This is a genomic window from Sphingomonas sp. R647 (assembly GCF_020177055.1).
Lineage (GTDB): Bacteria > Pseudomonadota > Alphaproteobacteria > Sphingomonadales > Sphingomonadaceae > Sphingomonas.
The window spans coordinates 134,343-149,152 of the sequence record NZ_JAIQXT010000005.1; the positions used below are offsets into that span (position 1 = coordinate 134,343).

19 protein-coding genes are annotated in these 14,810 nt (G+C 65.5%); 15 read left to right on the forward strand and 4 right to left on the reverse strand.

Going from position 1 to position 14,810, the window contains the following annotated elements:
- Window positions 1–15: 15 nt before the first annotated feature.
- Window positions 16–2,667, forward strand: coding sequence for a PAS domain S-box protein (locus K9B35_RS13575; protein WP_224922390.1), 2,652 nt, complete (start codon window positions 16–18; stop codon window positions 2,665–2,667).
- Window positions 2,667–3,281, forward strand: a complete 615-nt coding sequence (locus tag K9B35_RS13580; RefSeq protein ID WP_224922391.1) for a response regulator transcription factor — start codon at window positions 2,667–2,669, stop codon at window positions 3,279–3,281. The genes K9B35_RS13575 and K9B35_RS13580 overlap by 1 nt, the downstream gene beginning before the upstream one ends.
- 18 nt (window positions 3,282–3,299) lie before the next feature.
- On the opposite strand, the gene flaF is transcribed toward K9B35_RS13580, so the two are convergent.
- On the reverse strand, window positions 3,300–3,659 hold the full coding sequence (gene flaF / locus K9B35_RS13585; RefSeq protein WP_224922392.1) for a flagellar biosynthesis regulator FlaF: 360 nt from the start codon (window positions 3,657–3,659) through the stop codon (window positions 3,300–3,302).
- Window positions 3,660–3,829: 170 nt separating this feature from the next.
- Here flaF and motA point away from each other — a divergent pair, with 170 nt between their 5' ends.
- From motA to K9B35_RS13650, 13 genes are read left to right on the forward strand one after another with little or no spacing between them, the layout of a single operon-like run.
- On the forward strand, window positions 3,830–4,714 hold the full coding sequence (motA, locus tag K9B35_RS13590; protein WP_224922393.1) for a flagellar motor stator protein MotA: 885 nt from the start codon (window positions 3,830–3,832) through the stop codon (window positions 4,712–4,714).
- On the forward strand, window positions 4,689–5,021 hold the full coding sequence (locus tag K9B35_RS13595) for an STAS domain-containing protein (RefSeq protein ID WP_224922394.1): 333 nt from the start codon (window positions 4,689–4,691) through the stop codon (window positions 5,019–5,021). The genes motA and K9B35_RS13595 overlap by 26 nt, the downstream gene beginning before the upstream one ends.
- Window positions 5,018–5,383: a response regulator gene (locus K9B35_RS13600; RefSeq protein ID WP_224922395.1), complete on the forward strand. Its 366-nt coding sequence runs from the start codon at window positions 5,018–5,020 to the stop codon at window positions 5,381–5,383. The genes K9B35_RS13595 and K9B35_RS13600 overlap by 4 nt, the downstream gene beginning before the upstream one ends.
- The gene (locus tag K9B35_RS13605) at window positions 5,380–7,539 is read left to right on the forward strand and encodes a chemotaxis protein CheA (protein ID WP_224922396.1); all 2,160 of its coding nucleotides are present in this window, start codon (window positions 5,380–5,382) and stop codon (window positions 7,537–7,539) included. Before K9B35_RS13600 ends, K9B35_RS13605 begins: the two co-directional genes overlap by 4 nt.
- Complete coding sequence (locus K9B35_RS13610; protein ID WP_224922397.1) at window positions 7,536–8,027, forward strand: chemotaxis protein CheW; 492 nt, start codon at window positions 7,536–7,538, stop codon at window positions 8,025–8,027. Before K9B35_RS13605 ends, K9B35_RS13610 begins: the two co-directional genes overlap by 4 nt.
- 26 nt (window positions 8,028–8,053) lie before the next feature.
- Entirely contained in the window at window positions 8,054–8,905 is an 852-nt protein-coding gene (locus tag K9B35_RS13615) for a CheR family methyltransferase (RefSeq protein WP_224922398.1), read from the forward strand.
- Window positions 8,902–9,954, forward strand: a complete 1,053-nt coding sequence (locus K9B35_RS13620; protein WP_224922399.1) for a protein-glutamate methylesterase/protein-glutamine glutaminase — start codon at window positions 8,902–8,904, stop codon at window positions 9,952–9,954. Before K9B35_RS13615 ends, K9B35_RS13620 begins: the two co-directional genes overlap by 4 nt.
- A complete protein-coding gene (locus K9B35_RS13625) occupies window positions 9,955–10,344 on the forward strand; it encodes a response regulator (RefSeq protein ID WP_224922400.1) in 390 nt (129 codons plus the stop codon).
- On the forward strand, window positions 10,341–10,874 hold the full coding sequence (locus K9B35_RS13630) for a chemotaxis protein CheD (RefSeq protein ID WP_224922401.1): 534 nt from the start codon (window positions 10,341–10,343) through the stop codon (window positions 10,872–10,874). Before K9B35_RS13625 ends, K9B35_RS13630 begins: the two co-directional genes overlap by 4 nt.
- Window positions 10,875–10,885: 11 nt before the next feature.
- On the forward strand, window positions 10,886–11,209 hold the full coding sequence (locus tag K9B35_RS13635) for a hypothetical protein (protein WP_224922402.1): 324 nt from the start codon (window positions 10,886–10,888) through the stop codon (window positions 11,207–11,209).
- 2 nt (window positions 11,210–11,211) lie between these two features.
- Complete coding sequence (locus K9B35_RS13640; RefSeq protein ID WP_224922403.1) at window positions 11,212–12,063, forward strand: flagellar motor protein MotB; 852 nt, start codon at window positions 11,212–11,214, stop codon at window positions 12,061–12,063.
- A 10-nt stretch (window positions 12,064–12,073) separates the two neighbouring features.
- Window positions 12,074–12,523: a hypothetical protein gene (locus K9B35_RS13645; protein WP_224922404.1), complete on the forward strand. Its 450-nt coding sequence runs from the start codon at window positions 12,074–12,076 to the stop codon at window positions 12,521–12,523.
- Window positions 12,523–13,161 carry a PilZ domain-containing protein gene (locus K9B35_RS13650; RefSeq protein WP_224922405.1) on the forward strand — a complete coding sequence of 213 codons (639 nt, stop codon included), beginning with the start codon at window positions 12,523–12,525 and terminating at the stop codon, window positions 13,159–13,161. Before K9B35_RS13645 ends, K9B35_RS13650 begins: the two co-directional genes overlap by 1 nt.
- Before the next feature lie 131 nt (window positions 13,162–13,292).
- Here the strand turns inward: K9B35_RS13650 and fliP are convergent, their stop codons facing one another.
- Genes fliP through K9B35_RS13665 form a run of 3 tightly spaced genes read right to left on the reverse strand, consistent with a single transcriptional unit; the run spans window position 13,293 to window position 14,753 of the window.
- Complete coding sequence (fliP, locus tag K9B35_RS13655; RefSeq protein ID WP_224922406.1) at window positions 13,293–14,039, reverse strand: flagellar type III secretion system pore protein FliP; 747 nt, start codon at window positions 14,037–14,039, stop codon at window positions 13,293–13,295.
- On the reverse strand, window positions 14,032–14,499 hold the full coding sequence (locus tag K9B35_RS13660; RefSeq protein WP_224922407.1) for a FliO/MopB family protein: 468 nt from the start codon (window positions 14,497–14,499) through the stop codon (window positions 14,032–14,034). The genes fliP and K9B35_RS13660 overlap by 8 nt, the downstream gene beginning before the upstream one ends.
- Window positions 14,496–14,753: a FliM/FliN family flagellar motor switch protein gene (locus tag K9B35_RS13665; RefSeq protein WP_224922408.1), complete on the reverse strand. Its 258-nt coding sequence runs from the start codon at window positions 14,751–14,753 to the stop codon at window positions 14,496–14,498. Before K9B35_RS13665 ends, K9B35_RS13660 begins: the two co-directional genes overlap by 4 nt.
- Between the last annotated feature and the right edge of the window lie 57 nt (window positions 14,754–14,810).

Sequence of the window (14,810 nt, forward strand, 5' to 3'; positions counted from 1 at the left end):
GGTCTCTGGTTCCCGATGAGGTCGATACGCGGGCGGGTAGCCGCAATTTGTTTCGTCGCAGCCGCGCTTGTCTGCGCTGTCGCCCTGATCGGCTGGGTTCTGGACGTTCCTATACTCTTTAGCCCGCTGCCGGGCTTTGCCGCTGCCTGGCCCCCCGCCCTCGCCGCCAATCTGATCCTCGCCGCGACGTTGATCGCCGTCGGCGTACCTGGCGCCATCGCGCGCAGGCGCGTCGCATCAATCGGGATCGGCGTCGCACTGGTCGCATCGTTGCTGCTCGCGCTCTCGCTATTTACCAACAATGGCGGCAGCCCGATCTCCTGCCTGCTCATCATGTTGCTTGGCGCTTCGACGGTGATCCTGTTCCGCAACGAGCGGGAGGGCGCTCCGATTGCAGCGCTGGTCGCTGCGCTCGTCATCAGCTTCGCGCTGCTCATGCTGGCTGGCCAGCTTCTGGCGACCGAAGTGCGGGGGGGAACGGTCCAGCCCTGGCATATTCCGATCCTGACCAATATCGCCGAGTTGCTGCTGGGCGTTGGCCTGCTGATGACCGCGACCGATCAGGCGCTGGGCGACGATCGCCCGAATGGCGGCGAGCAATGGCCGATGCCGCTGCGCGCGGTGCCGGCGCTGATGGTGGCCCCCGCATTGGTCCTGGCAGCGGATCTCATTTTCTTCAGCGATCGCGACTTTCCGGAGACGACCGAAATCTGGGGCATGCTGGCGAACACACTGATCGTCGGTTCGGTGCTGCTGTGGGCGATCGCGCGGCTGACCCGGCAGCGCTCCAAACTGCGCATCTTTGCCGCGACACTCGACGCCCAGCCGATCGTGATGATCGACAGCGCGGGACGCATTACCCACTGGTCACGGGGATGTACCGCGCTGTTCGGCTTTTCCGCCGACGAGGCCATCGGACAAATCAAGGCGGAACTGCTCCGGACGCGGCCGGCCGATGGCGCCGAGGAAGAGGAGCTGGCGGTGGACGCCAGCGGCATCCATCGCCAGCGCCGACTGGTCGAAACCGCGCGCGACGGTCGCGCGGTGCAGGTGCTGGAGACCGAGCAGCAGGTCGACGATCGCGACCGCGGCACCGTGACCGTGCTGTCCGTCACCGATCTCGGCCCGCTGCTCAGCGCCCAAAGCGCGACCGCAGAAAGCGACGACCGGCTGTCGCTGGCGGCGCAGGCACACAAGATCGGCATTTTCGAATGGAATATCGCTTCGGGCAAGCTGACCTGGTTCGCCGATACCGAACCGCTGCTCGGGCTGCCCTCGGGGACCCTCAGCGACTATGCCACGTGGCAGGAGGCGATGCTTCCCGAGGACCGCGCCCTGCTCGCCAAGCGGCTGGAGGCCGCCGTGTGGAGCCGGGCCGAGCAGATCAGCTTCTTCTATCGCCTTCGCCTGCCCGACGGATCGGTCCGCGCGATCGAGGGGTCGGCGCGCTGCTTCTATGACGAGGCCGGCGCGCTCACCCGCACGGTCGGCGTGAACATCGACGTCACCGATCGCGTGCAGCAAACCACGCAGCTCGCCGCGCGAGAGGCGCAGATGCGCTCGATCCTCGAAACCGTGCCCAGCGCGATGCTGGTGATCGACATTCACGGACGGATTCTCAGCTTCAGCCCGGCGGCCGAGCGGTTGTTCGGCCACACCGCCAACGACGTCATCGGGTCGAATGTCTCGCTGTTGATGAACGACGAATATGGGCTTCGGCATGACAGCTTCCTCGATCGCTACCTGCGCACGGGTGAGCGGCGGATTATCGGACGGCCCCGGATTCTGACCGCACTCCACGCCAATGGCCGTGAATTTCCGATCGAGCTCCATGTTGGTGAGGCGGTGTATGAGGATAATCGCGTTTTCACCGGCTTCATCACGGACCTGTCTGAACGGCTGCGAAGCGAAGAGCGGCTGGAGCAATTGTCGAGCGAGCTGACCCAGATCGGGCGGATCAACGCGATGGGCGAGCTTGCGGCAGCGCTGGCGCATGAGATCAACCAGCCCCTGTCAGCGATCGCGAACCACATCGCCACCGCCGAGGTCATTCTCGAAAACGAACAAATCTCCGATCCGCTGCACGAGCGGCTGTTCGGCCAATTGCGCGCGACGCGCGCGCAGGCGCTGCGTGCTGGCGAGATCATTCGACGGCTGCGCGATTTTGTTGCGCGGCGCGATATCGATCTGCGCGTCGAGCCCGTAGAAGCGGCGATTCGCGAAGCCAGCGCATTGGTACTTGTCGGAACCCAGCGATTGGACGTATCGATAGTGTATGATCTTGCACCAGAGGCGCCCTTCATGCTCGCCGACAAGATCCAGATCCAACAGGTTCTGGTCAATCTGATGCGCAACGCGCTGGAGGCCTTGCGTGCAACTGCCGCAGACCAGCGCACCATTCGCGTCGCGACCCGCAAGCTCGAAGGCGACCGCATCGAGTTTGCCGTGTCCGACAATGGGCCAGGTCTGGCAAAACCGATACTCGACCAGATGTTTCTGCCATTCAATTCAACGAAGGGCGCGGGCAGTATGGGGATCGGCTTGTTGATCTGTCGCAGGATTATCGAGGCGCATGGCGGCAAAATATCGGCGCAAAACAATGACCAGGGTGGCGCCACATTCCGCTTTACCGTTTCAGGGATAGAGCGGCCGTTGGGGGAGGACTGATGCAGAGTGTTTATATCGTCGACGATGACCAGGCGGTTCGCCAGTCGCTCCATGGACTATTGTCCGAGCGCCCCAATCTGGTGATCCGCGTGTTCGCATCGGGGGACGCTTTCCTCGATAACATCGAGGCCAGTGACGGCGGCGTGCTGTTGCTCGATTTCCAGATGCCCGGACGCAACGGCATCGATGTGATGCGCGAGCTGCAGGAGCGCAGCGCCAAGTTCCTGACGATCATGCTGACCGGTCAGGGCGATATCTCGCTGGCGGTTCAGGCGATGAAGGCCGGCGCGACCGACTTTCTGGAAAAACCCTATGACCCGCATCACCTGCTCAATCTGCTCGACCAGGCATTTGCCCGGTTCAGTGAGACGAGCGGCATTGCCGAGCGGCGCGAACAGGCGCGCGAGCGGATCGCACGGCTGTCGCCGCGTGAGCATGAAGTGCTGATGGGCCTGATTGAGGGGCGGCCGAACAAGGTGATCGCCCACCAGCTCGACCTGTCACCGCGCACGGTGGAGATCTATCGCGCCAACATGATGGAAAAGCTGGACGTCAGCAGCCTGTCGGAGGCGTTGCGCCTGGCCTATGCTGCGGAGGTTGCGGCACCGGTATAAGGCCGGTGCCACCAAGGGTTACGCAGCCATGCGGCCTTCGCCAAGGCCCTCGAGTAGCGAGCGATTGACCTCGATCAGCGGATCGAGCGACTCACGCCCCTTCATCACGTCGCTGGCATGGCGATTGACCCACAGCGCGATCGAGATGATCGATGCGCGCAGTGCATCGGGAAGCTCGTTGCCAGGCGCGCCACAGGCGCTGGCGAACGTATCCCACATCTCGCGATTCCAGTGCAGCGCCTCCATCAGGCGCCCACCGCTATAGCCGTGGTCGCGCGCTTCCATCAGCGACGCGGTAACGGCCCGGATCAGTCGCTGTTCAGTTGCGCGGGGCGTCTCCACAAGAGTGCGGGCACGTTGATAGGCGCTAAGCGACATGCGGGTTCCTCGTTCGGGTTTACACCTATCTAGAGTGGTCAGCGTCGGTCCGGTCGCGCATGCATCGGCACCGCAAACAAATATCTAAAAGACGCACAGCGCGTCCGCCCCCCCTGCCCCCCGCCTATAATCCACGGGACCATCAAACACGGCAGGGGACGGCCAGCATCATGATTAACGGCGTCGGATTCGTGATAATTATGATCTGCGTGTTCGGCAGCTACATCATGGCTGGCGGCAAGATGGACGTGATTCTGCACGCCTTGCCCCATGAAATGATGGCGATCGGCGGCGCGGCGATCGGCGCGTTCCTGGTGTCCAACCAGCTTTCGGTGGTCAAGGCCGCCGGCAAGGGCATCGCCAAGTCGTTCAAGGGCAGCCGCTGGAAGGATTCCGACTATCGCGACCTGCTGACGCTGATGTTCGGCCTGCTGTCCGCGTTCAAGAAGGGCGGCGCGACCGCGATCGAGCCGCATCTGGACTCGCCCAAGGACAGCCCGATCTTCAGCCGCTACCCGCGCCTGATCGCCGATCATCACCTCACCGATTTCATCTGCGACTATCTGCGCATGATGACGGTGAACTTCGAAGATCCGCATCAGATCGCCGAAGCGATGGAAAACGACATCGAGGCGCATCATCACCACGAGATGCACCCGCAGCATGCGCTGCAGCAAATGGCGGACGGCCTGCCGGCGATCGGCATCGTTGCCGCCGTGCTGGGCGTCATCAAGACCATGGGATCGATCGACCAGCCGGTCGAGGTGCTCGGTGCAATGATCGGCGGCGCGCTGGTCGGCACCTTCCTCGGCGTGCTCCTGTCCTACTGCTTCGTCGGCCCGCTGGCCGCCAAGCTGGGCCAGGTGATCGAAGCCGATGGCAAGCCCTTCATCATCGCCAAGACCGCCATCGTCGCGCACGCTCAGGGCATGCCGACGCAGGTGGCGGTCGAAATCGCACGTCGCGCGACGCCTTCGGACAAGGCGCCGAGCTTCCAGCAACTAGAAACCGCGCTCGAGGAGGCAAAGAGTGACTTCGCAGCCCAACCCGCCTGAACTGGCGCCGTCCCCGGGCGGCATCATCGAACTGCCTACCCATGGCGTGACGGTGACCGCCGAGGAGCTCAAGGTTCGCCTCGTGCTCGCGGCAGATTTCGGAGGCGACCTCGTCGTCGACGCGAGCGCGGTCGAAAGTGTCGGCCAGGCCGTGCTCCAGCTGTTGCTGGCCGCGCGAACCGAAGCTGAAGCGACTGGCCATCGCTTGATCATCAAGAACCCCAGCCCCGCCTTCCTGGCCAGGATCGAGGCGCTTGGTCTGAGTGACCGATTGGGCCTGAGCCAGACAGAGGAAATGCAATCGTGAGCAAGCTGATTCTTACCGTCGACGATTCCGCCAGCATGCGCATGCTGCTGAAGGCGTCGCTCACCGCCCAGGGTTTCAAGATCGAGGCCGCCAATGACGGGCGCCACGGCCTTGAGCGGATGCAGGAGGTCAAGCCTGACCTGCTCATCACCGACATCAACATGCCGGAAATGGACGGCTTCGAGCTGATCGAAGCGGTGCGCGGCCTGCCCGAATTCCGTGGCACGCCGATCCTGGTCCTCTCGACCGAATTCTCGGACGAGAAGAAGGCGCGCGCCCGCTCGGCCGGTGCCACCGGCTGGATCACCAAGCCGTTCGAGGCCGAGAAGCTGGGAGCGGCGATCCGCCGCGTCTGCCCATGAGCGACGATATGGACGATATCCAGGCGATCTTCTTTGAAGAATGCGCCGAGGGGCTGGCCGCCGCCGAACAGGGGCTGTCGGCGATGCAGGCGGGCGACGTGTCGTCCGGTACGATCGCGGCGGTGTTCCGTGCGGTCCACTCGATCAAGGGTGGCGCGGGCGCATTCGGCCATGTCGCGCTGACCGCCTTTGCCCACAAGTTCGAGAATCTGCTCGACGAAGTGCGCGCTGGTCGCATCGACCCGACGCCTGGAACCGTTGGCGTGATGCTGTCGGCACTCGACGTTCTGTCGGATCATGTCGGCGCGTCGCAGGGCACCGCCCCGCTGCCCGATGACAGCGCGTCGCTGGCTGCGATCCAGGCAATCCTGGATGGCGAGGCCGCCCCCGCTGTCGCCGCGGCCCCCGCGCCTGCGCCCGTCGAAGCACCGGTCGCGACTGCGCCCGAAGAGGAAGACCCGTTCGGGTTCGAGCCGGTCGCCGTCGCACTCGATTTCGATTTCGACGCACCCGAAGAGACCCCGGACGAGCCGGAAGAGCCCGCCGAAGCAGTGTGGCGCGTCGAATTCGGTCCGTCGCGCGACGCGATGGCCGCCGGGGCCGAGCCAGTCCTGGTGATCCGCGAGCTGGAGGACAATGGCGGCCGCGTGGTCGCGGTCGATTGCGACGCGCTGCCCGGTCTGCGCGACGTCGACCCTGAGCAATCCTATCTGCGCTGGACGATCGAGCTGCCTGGCTGGACCGCCGAATCGCGTATCAACGATGCGTTCGACTTTGTCGCGCCGGATTCGCACATCGCGATCAGCCGCGTCGAGCCGAGCGCCGTCGAAGCCCCGGCAACCGATGCCCGTGCCGAGCGTCTGGACGATGCCCGCGCGCTGATCGAACAGGTGACCGCTGCGGCCACCGTCGCCGCGCCGGCGCTGGCGGCAGTCCCTGCCGCACCGCCGCCTGCCGCTGCGGACTCGGGATCGCAGACGATCCGCGTCGATCTGGTCAAGCTCGACATGCTGCTGAACCTGGTCGGCGAGCTGGTGATCCGCAATTCGATCCTGTCCGATCGCCTGAGCGCAAAGGATCAGGAGCGGGTCGAGCTGCCCGAACTCGCCCGCCTGACGCGCGAGATTCAGGACAATGTGATGAGCCTGCGCGCGCAGCCCATCAAACAGGCGTTCAGCCGCGTGCCGCGTATGCTGCGCGACCTGATGGCCGAGACCGGCAAGCAGGTGAACCTGCAGACGCATGGTGAGATGACCGAAGTCGACAAGGGCGTGATCGAGAAGATCGGCGACCCGCTGACCCACCTCATCCGCAACGCGGTCGATCATGGCCTTGAAAGCACCGAAGAGCGGCTGCGCGCCGGCAAGTCGGCGCAGGGCACGATCGTCCTGTCGGCCGAGCAGAAGGGTGCCCGCATCATCGTCACGGTGTCGGACGACGGCAAGGGCATCGACCGCGCCCGCGTCCGCGCCAAGGCTGTTGAAAAGGGCATCGTGGCCGCCGATGCGGTGCTGACGGACGAGGAAATCGATCAGCTGATCTGCGCCCCCGGTTTCTCGACCGCGGCGACGATCTCGAACATCTCGGGTCGTGGCGTGGGAATGGACGTGGTCCGATCCAACGTCGAGGCGCTGGGCGGTCGGGTCGAGATCGCATCGGTTCCGGGCAAGGGCACAAGCTTCACCCTGGTGCTGCCGCTCACGCTCGCGATCCTCGACGGCATGGTCGTCCGGCTCGCCGGTCAGCGCTTCGTGCTCCCGCTCGCCACCGTGATCGAGGCGATCCGCCCCGAGCCGGGCCAGGTCAGCGCGACCACGCCGGGCAGCGAAGTGATCGAGATCCGCGGAGACTATCTCCCGGTCCGTCGCCTCACCCAGGTCTTCGGGCTCCACGCCAATGAGGATCGCCCGGTGCATGAGAGCCTGGTGATCATCGTCGAGAGCGAGAGCGCCGGCCGCGTCGGCCTGCTCGTCGACACGATCGACGACCGCCGCGAGGTGGTGATCAAGAGCCTGGAGCAGAACCTCCATCCGATCCGCGGTCTGGGCGGCGCCACCATCCTTGGCGACGGTTCGATCGCACTCATCCTCGACGTCGAGGCGCTCGTCGCCCCGGCCGGACAGACCCGCAACCTTCTGAGAGGACTTGCAGCATGAACGACCAAGAGACCCCCGCCGACGAGATCAAGATCGTCACCTTCACGCTCGGCAGCCGCAATTTCGGCATCGACATGCGCTCGCTGATCGAAATCCGTGAATGGGCCGAACCGACCCCGCTCCCCGGCGTTCCCGGCTACATCCTGGGCGTCACCAACCTGCGCGGCACCGTGGTACCGGTGATCGGCCTCGCCGATCGGCTAGGCTGGACCCCGAGCGAGATCCACGCGCGCTCCTGCGTGCTGGTCGTCAACATCGCGGGCAAGCAGGCCGGCTTCCTGGTCGACGAGGTCGATGACATCGTCGCGATCCAGGAAAGCGCGATCCAGGCGGCACCCGATGTCGAGCTGCAGGAATCGAACGTGATCTCGGGTCTGATCCAGATCACCGCCCGCGCCCGCGACGGAAGCGAGCCGAGCGCCCAGATGGTGCTGCTGCTCGACCTCGACGCGCTGTCGATCACCCGTCATCTGGACCTGGCCGCGTAATGAGCATGTCGCTGGCGCCTGCGCCCATGAGCCCGCTGCTGTCTGACGGCGCCCCGCCGCTCGGCGACAGCGAGTTCGCGGCGATCGCGCGGATCATGATGACCGAGGCACGCATCAGCTTGCCGCCGACGAAGAAGGTGCTGGTGCATTCGCGCCTGTCGCGCCGCCTTCGCGATCGCGGGCTGGCGTCGTTCAAGGACTATGTCGCCTTTGCCGAGAAGGATCCGGAAGAGCTGCGGCTGCTGGTCACTGCGCTGACCACCAACCACACGCATTTCTTCCGCGAGTGTCATCATTTCGACCATCTGCGCGACGTGCTGCTGCCGCAGCTCAAGAGCGATCCGACGCGTGCGCCGGTGCGGATGTGGTCGGCCGGCTGCTCCAGCGGCGAGGAAGTCTATACGCTCGCGATGACGCTGATGGGGTCGGAGCGCAGTCAGGCAGAATGGATGCGCAACCGCGACATCCGCCTGCTCGCGACCGACATCTCCGAACCGGTGGTCAACGCCGCAGCCGAGGGCTTCTACGCCGCGTCGGGCGTGGACGGCGTGCCGGAAGCCTATCGCAAGGCGTGGATGGTGCCGGAAGGCAACGGCTATCGCATGGCAGAGGCGGCGCGCGCGCTGGTGACGGCGCGGGTGCTCAACCTGTTCGGCGAATGGCCGATGCGCCAGCGCTATGATGCGATCTTCTGCCGCAACGTCATGATCTACTTTGACGATACGGCGAAGGAAGAGCTGGAGGCACGGCTGGTCGCGCTGCTCAAGCCCGGCGGCTACCTCTATATCGGACACAGCGAACGCCTGATCGGCCCCGCGGTCGCGCAGATGCGCAGCTGTGGAAACACCATCTATCAAAAAACGGACGGTGCAGCATGAAGCGGGTCCGTGCCCTGATCGTCGATGACAGCCCGTCCATGCGGGCGGCATTGACGCGCATCCTGTCGGGCGACCCCGAGATCGAAGTCGTCGGCGCCGCCCCTGAGCCGCACACCGCGCGCGACATGATCAAGGAACTCAATCCCGATGTGTTGACGCTCGACGTCGAGATGCCGGGGATGGACGGACTGTCGTTCCTTGAGCGGATCATGCGGCTGCGGCCAATGCCGGTGGTGATGTGTTCGTCGCTGACCGCAGCGGGTGCCGAGGTGACGATCGAGGCACTGCGCCTCGGTGCGGTCGACTGCATCGCCAAGCCATCCGGCGGCCCCGCCGAGCTGGCGCTTGGTGCCGAACAGCTGCGTGCAACCGTCAAGGGTGCCGCGCGCTCGCAGGCGCGCAGGGGGCATGTGGCCCCGACTGCGCAGCGTCAGCCCCCTGCCCCGGCCCCCGGCCAACCCCCCTTCCGCGATGTCGTCATCGCGATCGGGGCATCGACCGGCGGCGTGGAAGCGCTGTTCAACGTGCTCGGCGAGCTGCCTACCGATTGCCCGCCAGTGCTGGTCGTTCAGCATATGCCGGCGGCGTTCACCGCCAGCTTCGCTGCCCGGCTTGATCGTGGCTGCGCAGTGCGGGTGGTCGAGGCCACCGACGGTGCCCAGCTTCAGCGCGGCACGGTCTATATTGCGCCTGGCGGCTCGCACCACATGGTGCTCGACGGCGGCACGCATGGCCGGATCAAACTGGTCGCGGCCGATCCGGTGAACGGTCATCGTCCGTCCGTGGACATGCTGTTTGACTCGGTTGCCCGGCTCGGCAAGTCCGCGGTTGCCGCGATCCTGACCGGGATGGGCACCGACGGCGCGAACGGCATGCTGGCGATGCGCCAGGCCGGTGCGCGCACCTTCGGCCAGTCCCGCGAGGATTGCGTCGTGTGGGGGATGCCGCGTGCGGCGCTCCTGGCCGGCGCGGTCGACACCGAAACCAGCCTGTCTGCCATGGCAGGTGCCATCCTCGCCGCTTCGCGCGGCAAGTATCAGGAGCGTTAAATGCCCGCGGCGTCAGCTATCCGAGTCATGGTCGTGGACGACCAGACCAGTATGCGCGCGATGATTCGTCGCGCCCTGCAGGACTTTGGATTCAAGGATATTCGCGACAAGGCGACCGCGCCCGAAGCGCTGTCGGCGATGCGCGTGGATCGCGTCCACCTCATCATCTCGGACTACAATATGCCCGAGATGGACGGACTCGAATTCCTTGAGACCGTTCGCAACGATGCAACCCTCGCCAAGACGGTGTTCATCATGCTCACCGGATCGTCGGACCGTGAGGTCGTGGCGAAGGCGGCGGCATTGGGGGTCAACAACTATCTCGTGAAGCCCTTTGCGCCGGCAGCGCTGAAGGAGAAGATCGAGCGCGTGTTCGGCGACTTGTCATGAGTGTTATCACCGCCAGCAAGATCACGATCATCCAGGGCGAGTTCGCGGTCATCGCGAAGCCGGAGATCGTCATCTCCACCCTGCTTGGGTCCTGTATCGCCGTGTGCCTGCACGATGCGCGTGCGCACATCGGGGGGATGAACCATTTCTTGCTGGGGGAACCGAGCCCGGACCACAAGGTCAGCCAGTCCGAGCTGCAACGCTATGGCGTGCATGCGATGGAATTGCTCATCAACGGCATGATGAAGGCGGGTGCCGAGCGCTCGCAACTGCGCGCGCACATGTACGGCGGCGCGAACATCATCGCAGGGTTGGGCGGGATCGGCACGGCCAACGCCGCCTTTGCCGTCCGTTTCCTGAAAACCGAAGGCATCGCCATCGGCCTGAACGACACCGGCGGGACGCAAGCGCGCAAGGTCGAGTTCCGGCCCTATGACGGGAAGATCCGGTGCACCTATGTCGCCGAACCGCCGCCCGTCACGCTGCCGCCGAAAATGCCCGCGCATGGCGGCGAGATCGACCTGTTCTGAGGGGTTTAATCATGGAAGAAAACAACAACCCTATGGTCGCCAATTCCGGAGCCGACCCGATGATCGCCTCGCTGCACAGCGCGGTCGCGGGAGAATTGCGCCATGTTGGCGCGCTGATCGAGCAACTGGCCGAAGTGCTGGTCGGTGACGAGCATTTCGTCGACCGTTACCTCGACAAGCTCCAGGCGTTCGACCTGCTCGTCCAATGCACCGAGGAAAGCGCGGCGGTGCTCGACCGGCTCGCCGCTGGCGCCTGCACCCGCAGCGCGATCGCGCCCGTGCGCCTCGGCCAGATCCATGAGCGGCTGCACGCTGCCCTGCAGGCGGCGCACTGATCATGGCCAGCCAGGCACCCAACACGCGGCCAATCGTGATCCGCAAGATCAAGAAGGTGGCCGGTGGCCATCATGGCGGCGCGTGGAAGGTTGCCTATGCGGACTTCGTGACCGCGATGATGGCGTTCTTCATGCTGCTCTGGCTCATCAGCAACCCCGACAAGGAAACGCTGAAGGGTCTAGCCGAGTATTTCACCCCCGGCCCGCCGATGGTGGGGAGCGCGGGCAATGCTGCCGGCGGCGCTCAGGCCGGATCGGGCGGGCATGGCCGCGCCAAGAATGCCGATCAGGCCAAGGCCGCCGGTGTTCCCGCGATGGAGGCGCAGAGCGTCGGCACCGCGCGCGGCGGCTCCGCAACGATCCCGGACGCGACGCTGCGTGTATTGGCGCAGGAGCTGCGCGTGTCGCTCGACGCGATTTCCGCTGAGGCGAGCGCGCAGCAGAAGATCGAGTCCGACGAGGACGGACTGCGGATCACGCTGATGGACAGCGTGCGCCAGCCGATGTTCCGGCCCGGCACCGCGCAGCTCAACGACTTTGCCCGCCGCCAGTTAAACACCGTCGCCGAAAAGCTCGCCCGGTCGGGCGCACGCCTGACGATCGAAGGGCATACCGACGGCGCCGGCGGCGATACCGACGCCAATTGGCGCCTGTCGGGCGAGCGCGCGCTGACCGCGCGATCGACGCTGCTGGGTGGTGGGATCACCGCCGACCGCATCGCCGGGGTGATGGCGCGCGGGGCCAGCCAGCCGATGTACCCGGGCGAGCCGGCCCGCGCCGAAAACCGTCGCATCACGATCATCGTCAAGGGTGAATCCCCCGCGACGCCCGCCGATTCAAGTTTCAAACTGTGAGCGCAGGACAATGAAGAAGATCCTGTTCCCCATTATCCTGTTGATCACCGGCGGTGCGATCGGCGCGGGGAGCGGCTACGCGACCAACTTCTTCCTCGGCACGCCTGCTGGCGCGACGACCGCCAAGCCTGAACCCGCCGAAGAAGAACCGGGCCAGTTCGTCACCGTCCCCGCGATGACCGCGCCGCTGGTGCTGAAGGACGGCAAGCTGTCCGGCTATGCGACGTTCGAGGTCCAGCTGGAGGTCGACGAAAGCCAGGTCGAAGCAGTCACTGCGCGCCTCCCCTTTCTGCAGCACGCGATCAACCTGCGTACCTTCAAGGTGCCGCTGGCGGCGGGCGCGGACGGGATGCTGCCCGATCTCGACAATTTCCGCCGCGTGGTGATCGAGGCGGCGCGCGAGGCGATCGGTCCGGACAAGGTGCGCAAGGTCGCGATCACAAAGGCCGAGCCGGCGTGATGTACAGCGACCATCCCGAGCGCTGGGACAGTGCGCCGACCGCGCTCGACGACCGCCGCAGTGGCGGCGACACCCGGCTGGTCACGACCCTGCTGGTCGGGCGCCTAGTGACACCGCGCGGTGACGTCGTCTGCCGGGTGCGCAACATCTCCGAAAGCGGCGCACGGATCGAGTGCGCAATCGCCCTGTCGCGCGGCGAGCGCGTGCAGCTCGAGCTGCGCGGCGCTGAGCTGCTGGATGCCGAAATCGCCTGGTCTCAGGGCGGGGCGTGCGGCCTGCGCTTCCTGTCGAAGGTTCCCGCCGAACTGATCCTGAAGCCGTCGCCCAAGCAACAGGGCTGGCACAACCGCCTGCCACGGCTCGAAACCGAATGCGCGGTGCTCGTCACCTGCGACGGCCGACGCCTCGCCGCGACGCTGCGCGACATCAATCAGCGCGGGCTGCGGATTGACGGGCTCAGCCGCACGCTGACGCAAGGGACGCTGTCGGTCCATATTCCCCAGCTGGGCACGGTCAACGCCGCGATCCGCTGGCAGCGCGAGGACGCAGCCGGGCTGCAATTCCTGACCCCATTGCGGTTCGAGACGCTGTCAGCCTGGCTCCTCGATCCGGCGAGTCGGTTCGGCCGGCGGGATTAGGCTTCAGCCAAGCGGGCGTCTCCAACGCCGTTTGTGCTGAGCTTGTCGAAGCACCGGTCCCGCACTCAGTCCGGCCGGGATACGGCCCTTCGACAAGCTCAGGGCAAACGGTCGTTGCGAATGCCAGAAGCCTACCCCGTCCCGAAACTTCGGATCAGGCTGCCTGCCACCAGCGCCCAGCCGTCGACCAGCACGAAAAAGATGATCTTGCACGGCAAGGCGATCGTCGTCGGCGGCAGCATCATCATACCCATCGCCATCAGCACCGCCGACACGGCGAGGTCAATAACGAGGAAGGGCAGCAGCAACAGAAAGCCGATTTCGAACGCGCGACGCAGCTCGGAGATCATGAAGGCCGGGATCAGCGTGCCAAGCGGCACCTCGGCACGGGTCTTGGCCGGTTCTGCGGCAAGGCCGTTGAACAGTGCGATATCGTCGTCGCGCACCTGGCTCAGCATGAACTTGCGAAACGGCGCGGCGGTCTTTTCGAACGCGACATCCTCGGTGATCTTGCCTTCGGTATAGGGTTTGATCCCGGCGGTCCACGCCGCCTCCAGCGTCGGCGTCATCACGAACATCGACAGGAACAGTGCCAGGCTGATGATCACCGGGTTGGGCGGGACGCCCTGCGCGCCGAGACCGGTGCGCAGCAACGACAGCGCGACGACGATGCGGGTGAACGACGTCACCGTCATCAGGATGCCAGGCGCCAGGCTGAGCACGGTCAGCAGCGCGACCATGCCGATCGCCTTGCCGCTCATCGACCCGCCTGCCAGATCCAGCGCCGAGCCCCCTGCCCCGCCCCCCGCGGCAGCCGCGGCAGTGGCAGGAATCAGTAGCAGGACAGCGGCGAGACCGACGCGAAGCAGCTTAGGCATGTCGGGCGATCCGCGCGCTCGCGAACGTCTGGAAGCGTTCGAGATTGCTGAGGAACGCGGTCGATCCCGGCGTGTCGCTGCCATCGCGCGCCGCGTCGAAGATTGGTGCAGCCACCATGGGGGCCGGCTCGACCGGCATGGGCACCGCAGGCTGCGGCGCCGGGGAGTCGATCAGGCGCAGCGTGGGCGCGTCCATGCGCGCCTCGTGCAACACGACATTGCCCTCGGGCGCCATCAGAACGAGATGTTCGACATTGTCGCGGCGCACCAGCAGCAGCGAGCGTTTCTGGTCGACGGTCAGCCGCTCGACCACCTCAAGCCGCTTCTCCGGGGTGCGGCCCGCGCCCAACCGCCCGGGCAGCCGGATGTCAAAGCGCCGCACACCCCAAAGTACGCCTGCAAGCAGACCGAGCACGATCGCGAGCGCACCGAACATGCGCAACAGTGCCAGAATCGTCATGCTGCTGCGCTCGCAGAGACGACTTCGGAAATCTCGATCGACATATGCTCGCCGCTTACGATCACGCGGCCCTTGGCGATCAGCGTGTCGTTGACGTAGATCAGCGTCGGATCGGCGTCGGTGCTGTCGAGCGCGACGATCGCGCCGCGGCTCATCTTGAGTACCTGTCGGATCGGTAGCCGGGTGGACCCCAGCACGATCGACAGTTCAACCATGATATCGTTGAGCACGGCGTTCCCCTGCGTGGTCGTCATACCGTGTTTATAGGGGGCAGAATTTACCCCCGGTCCGACCGACCCGGAAAAACTTGC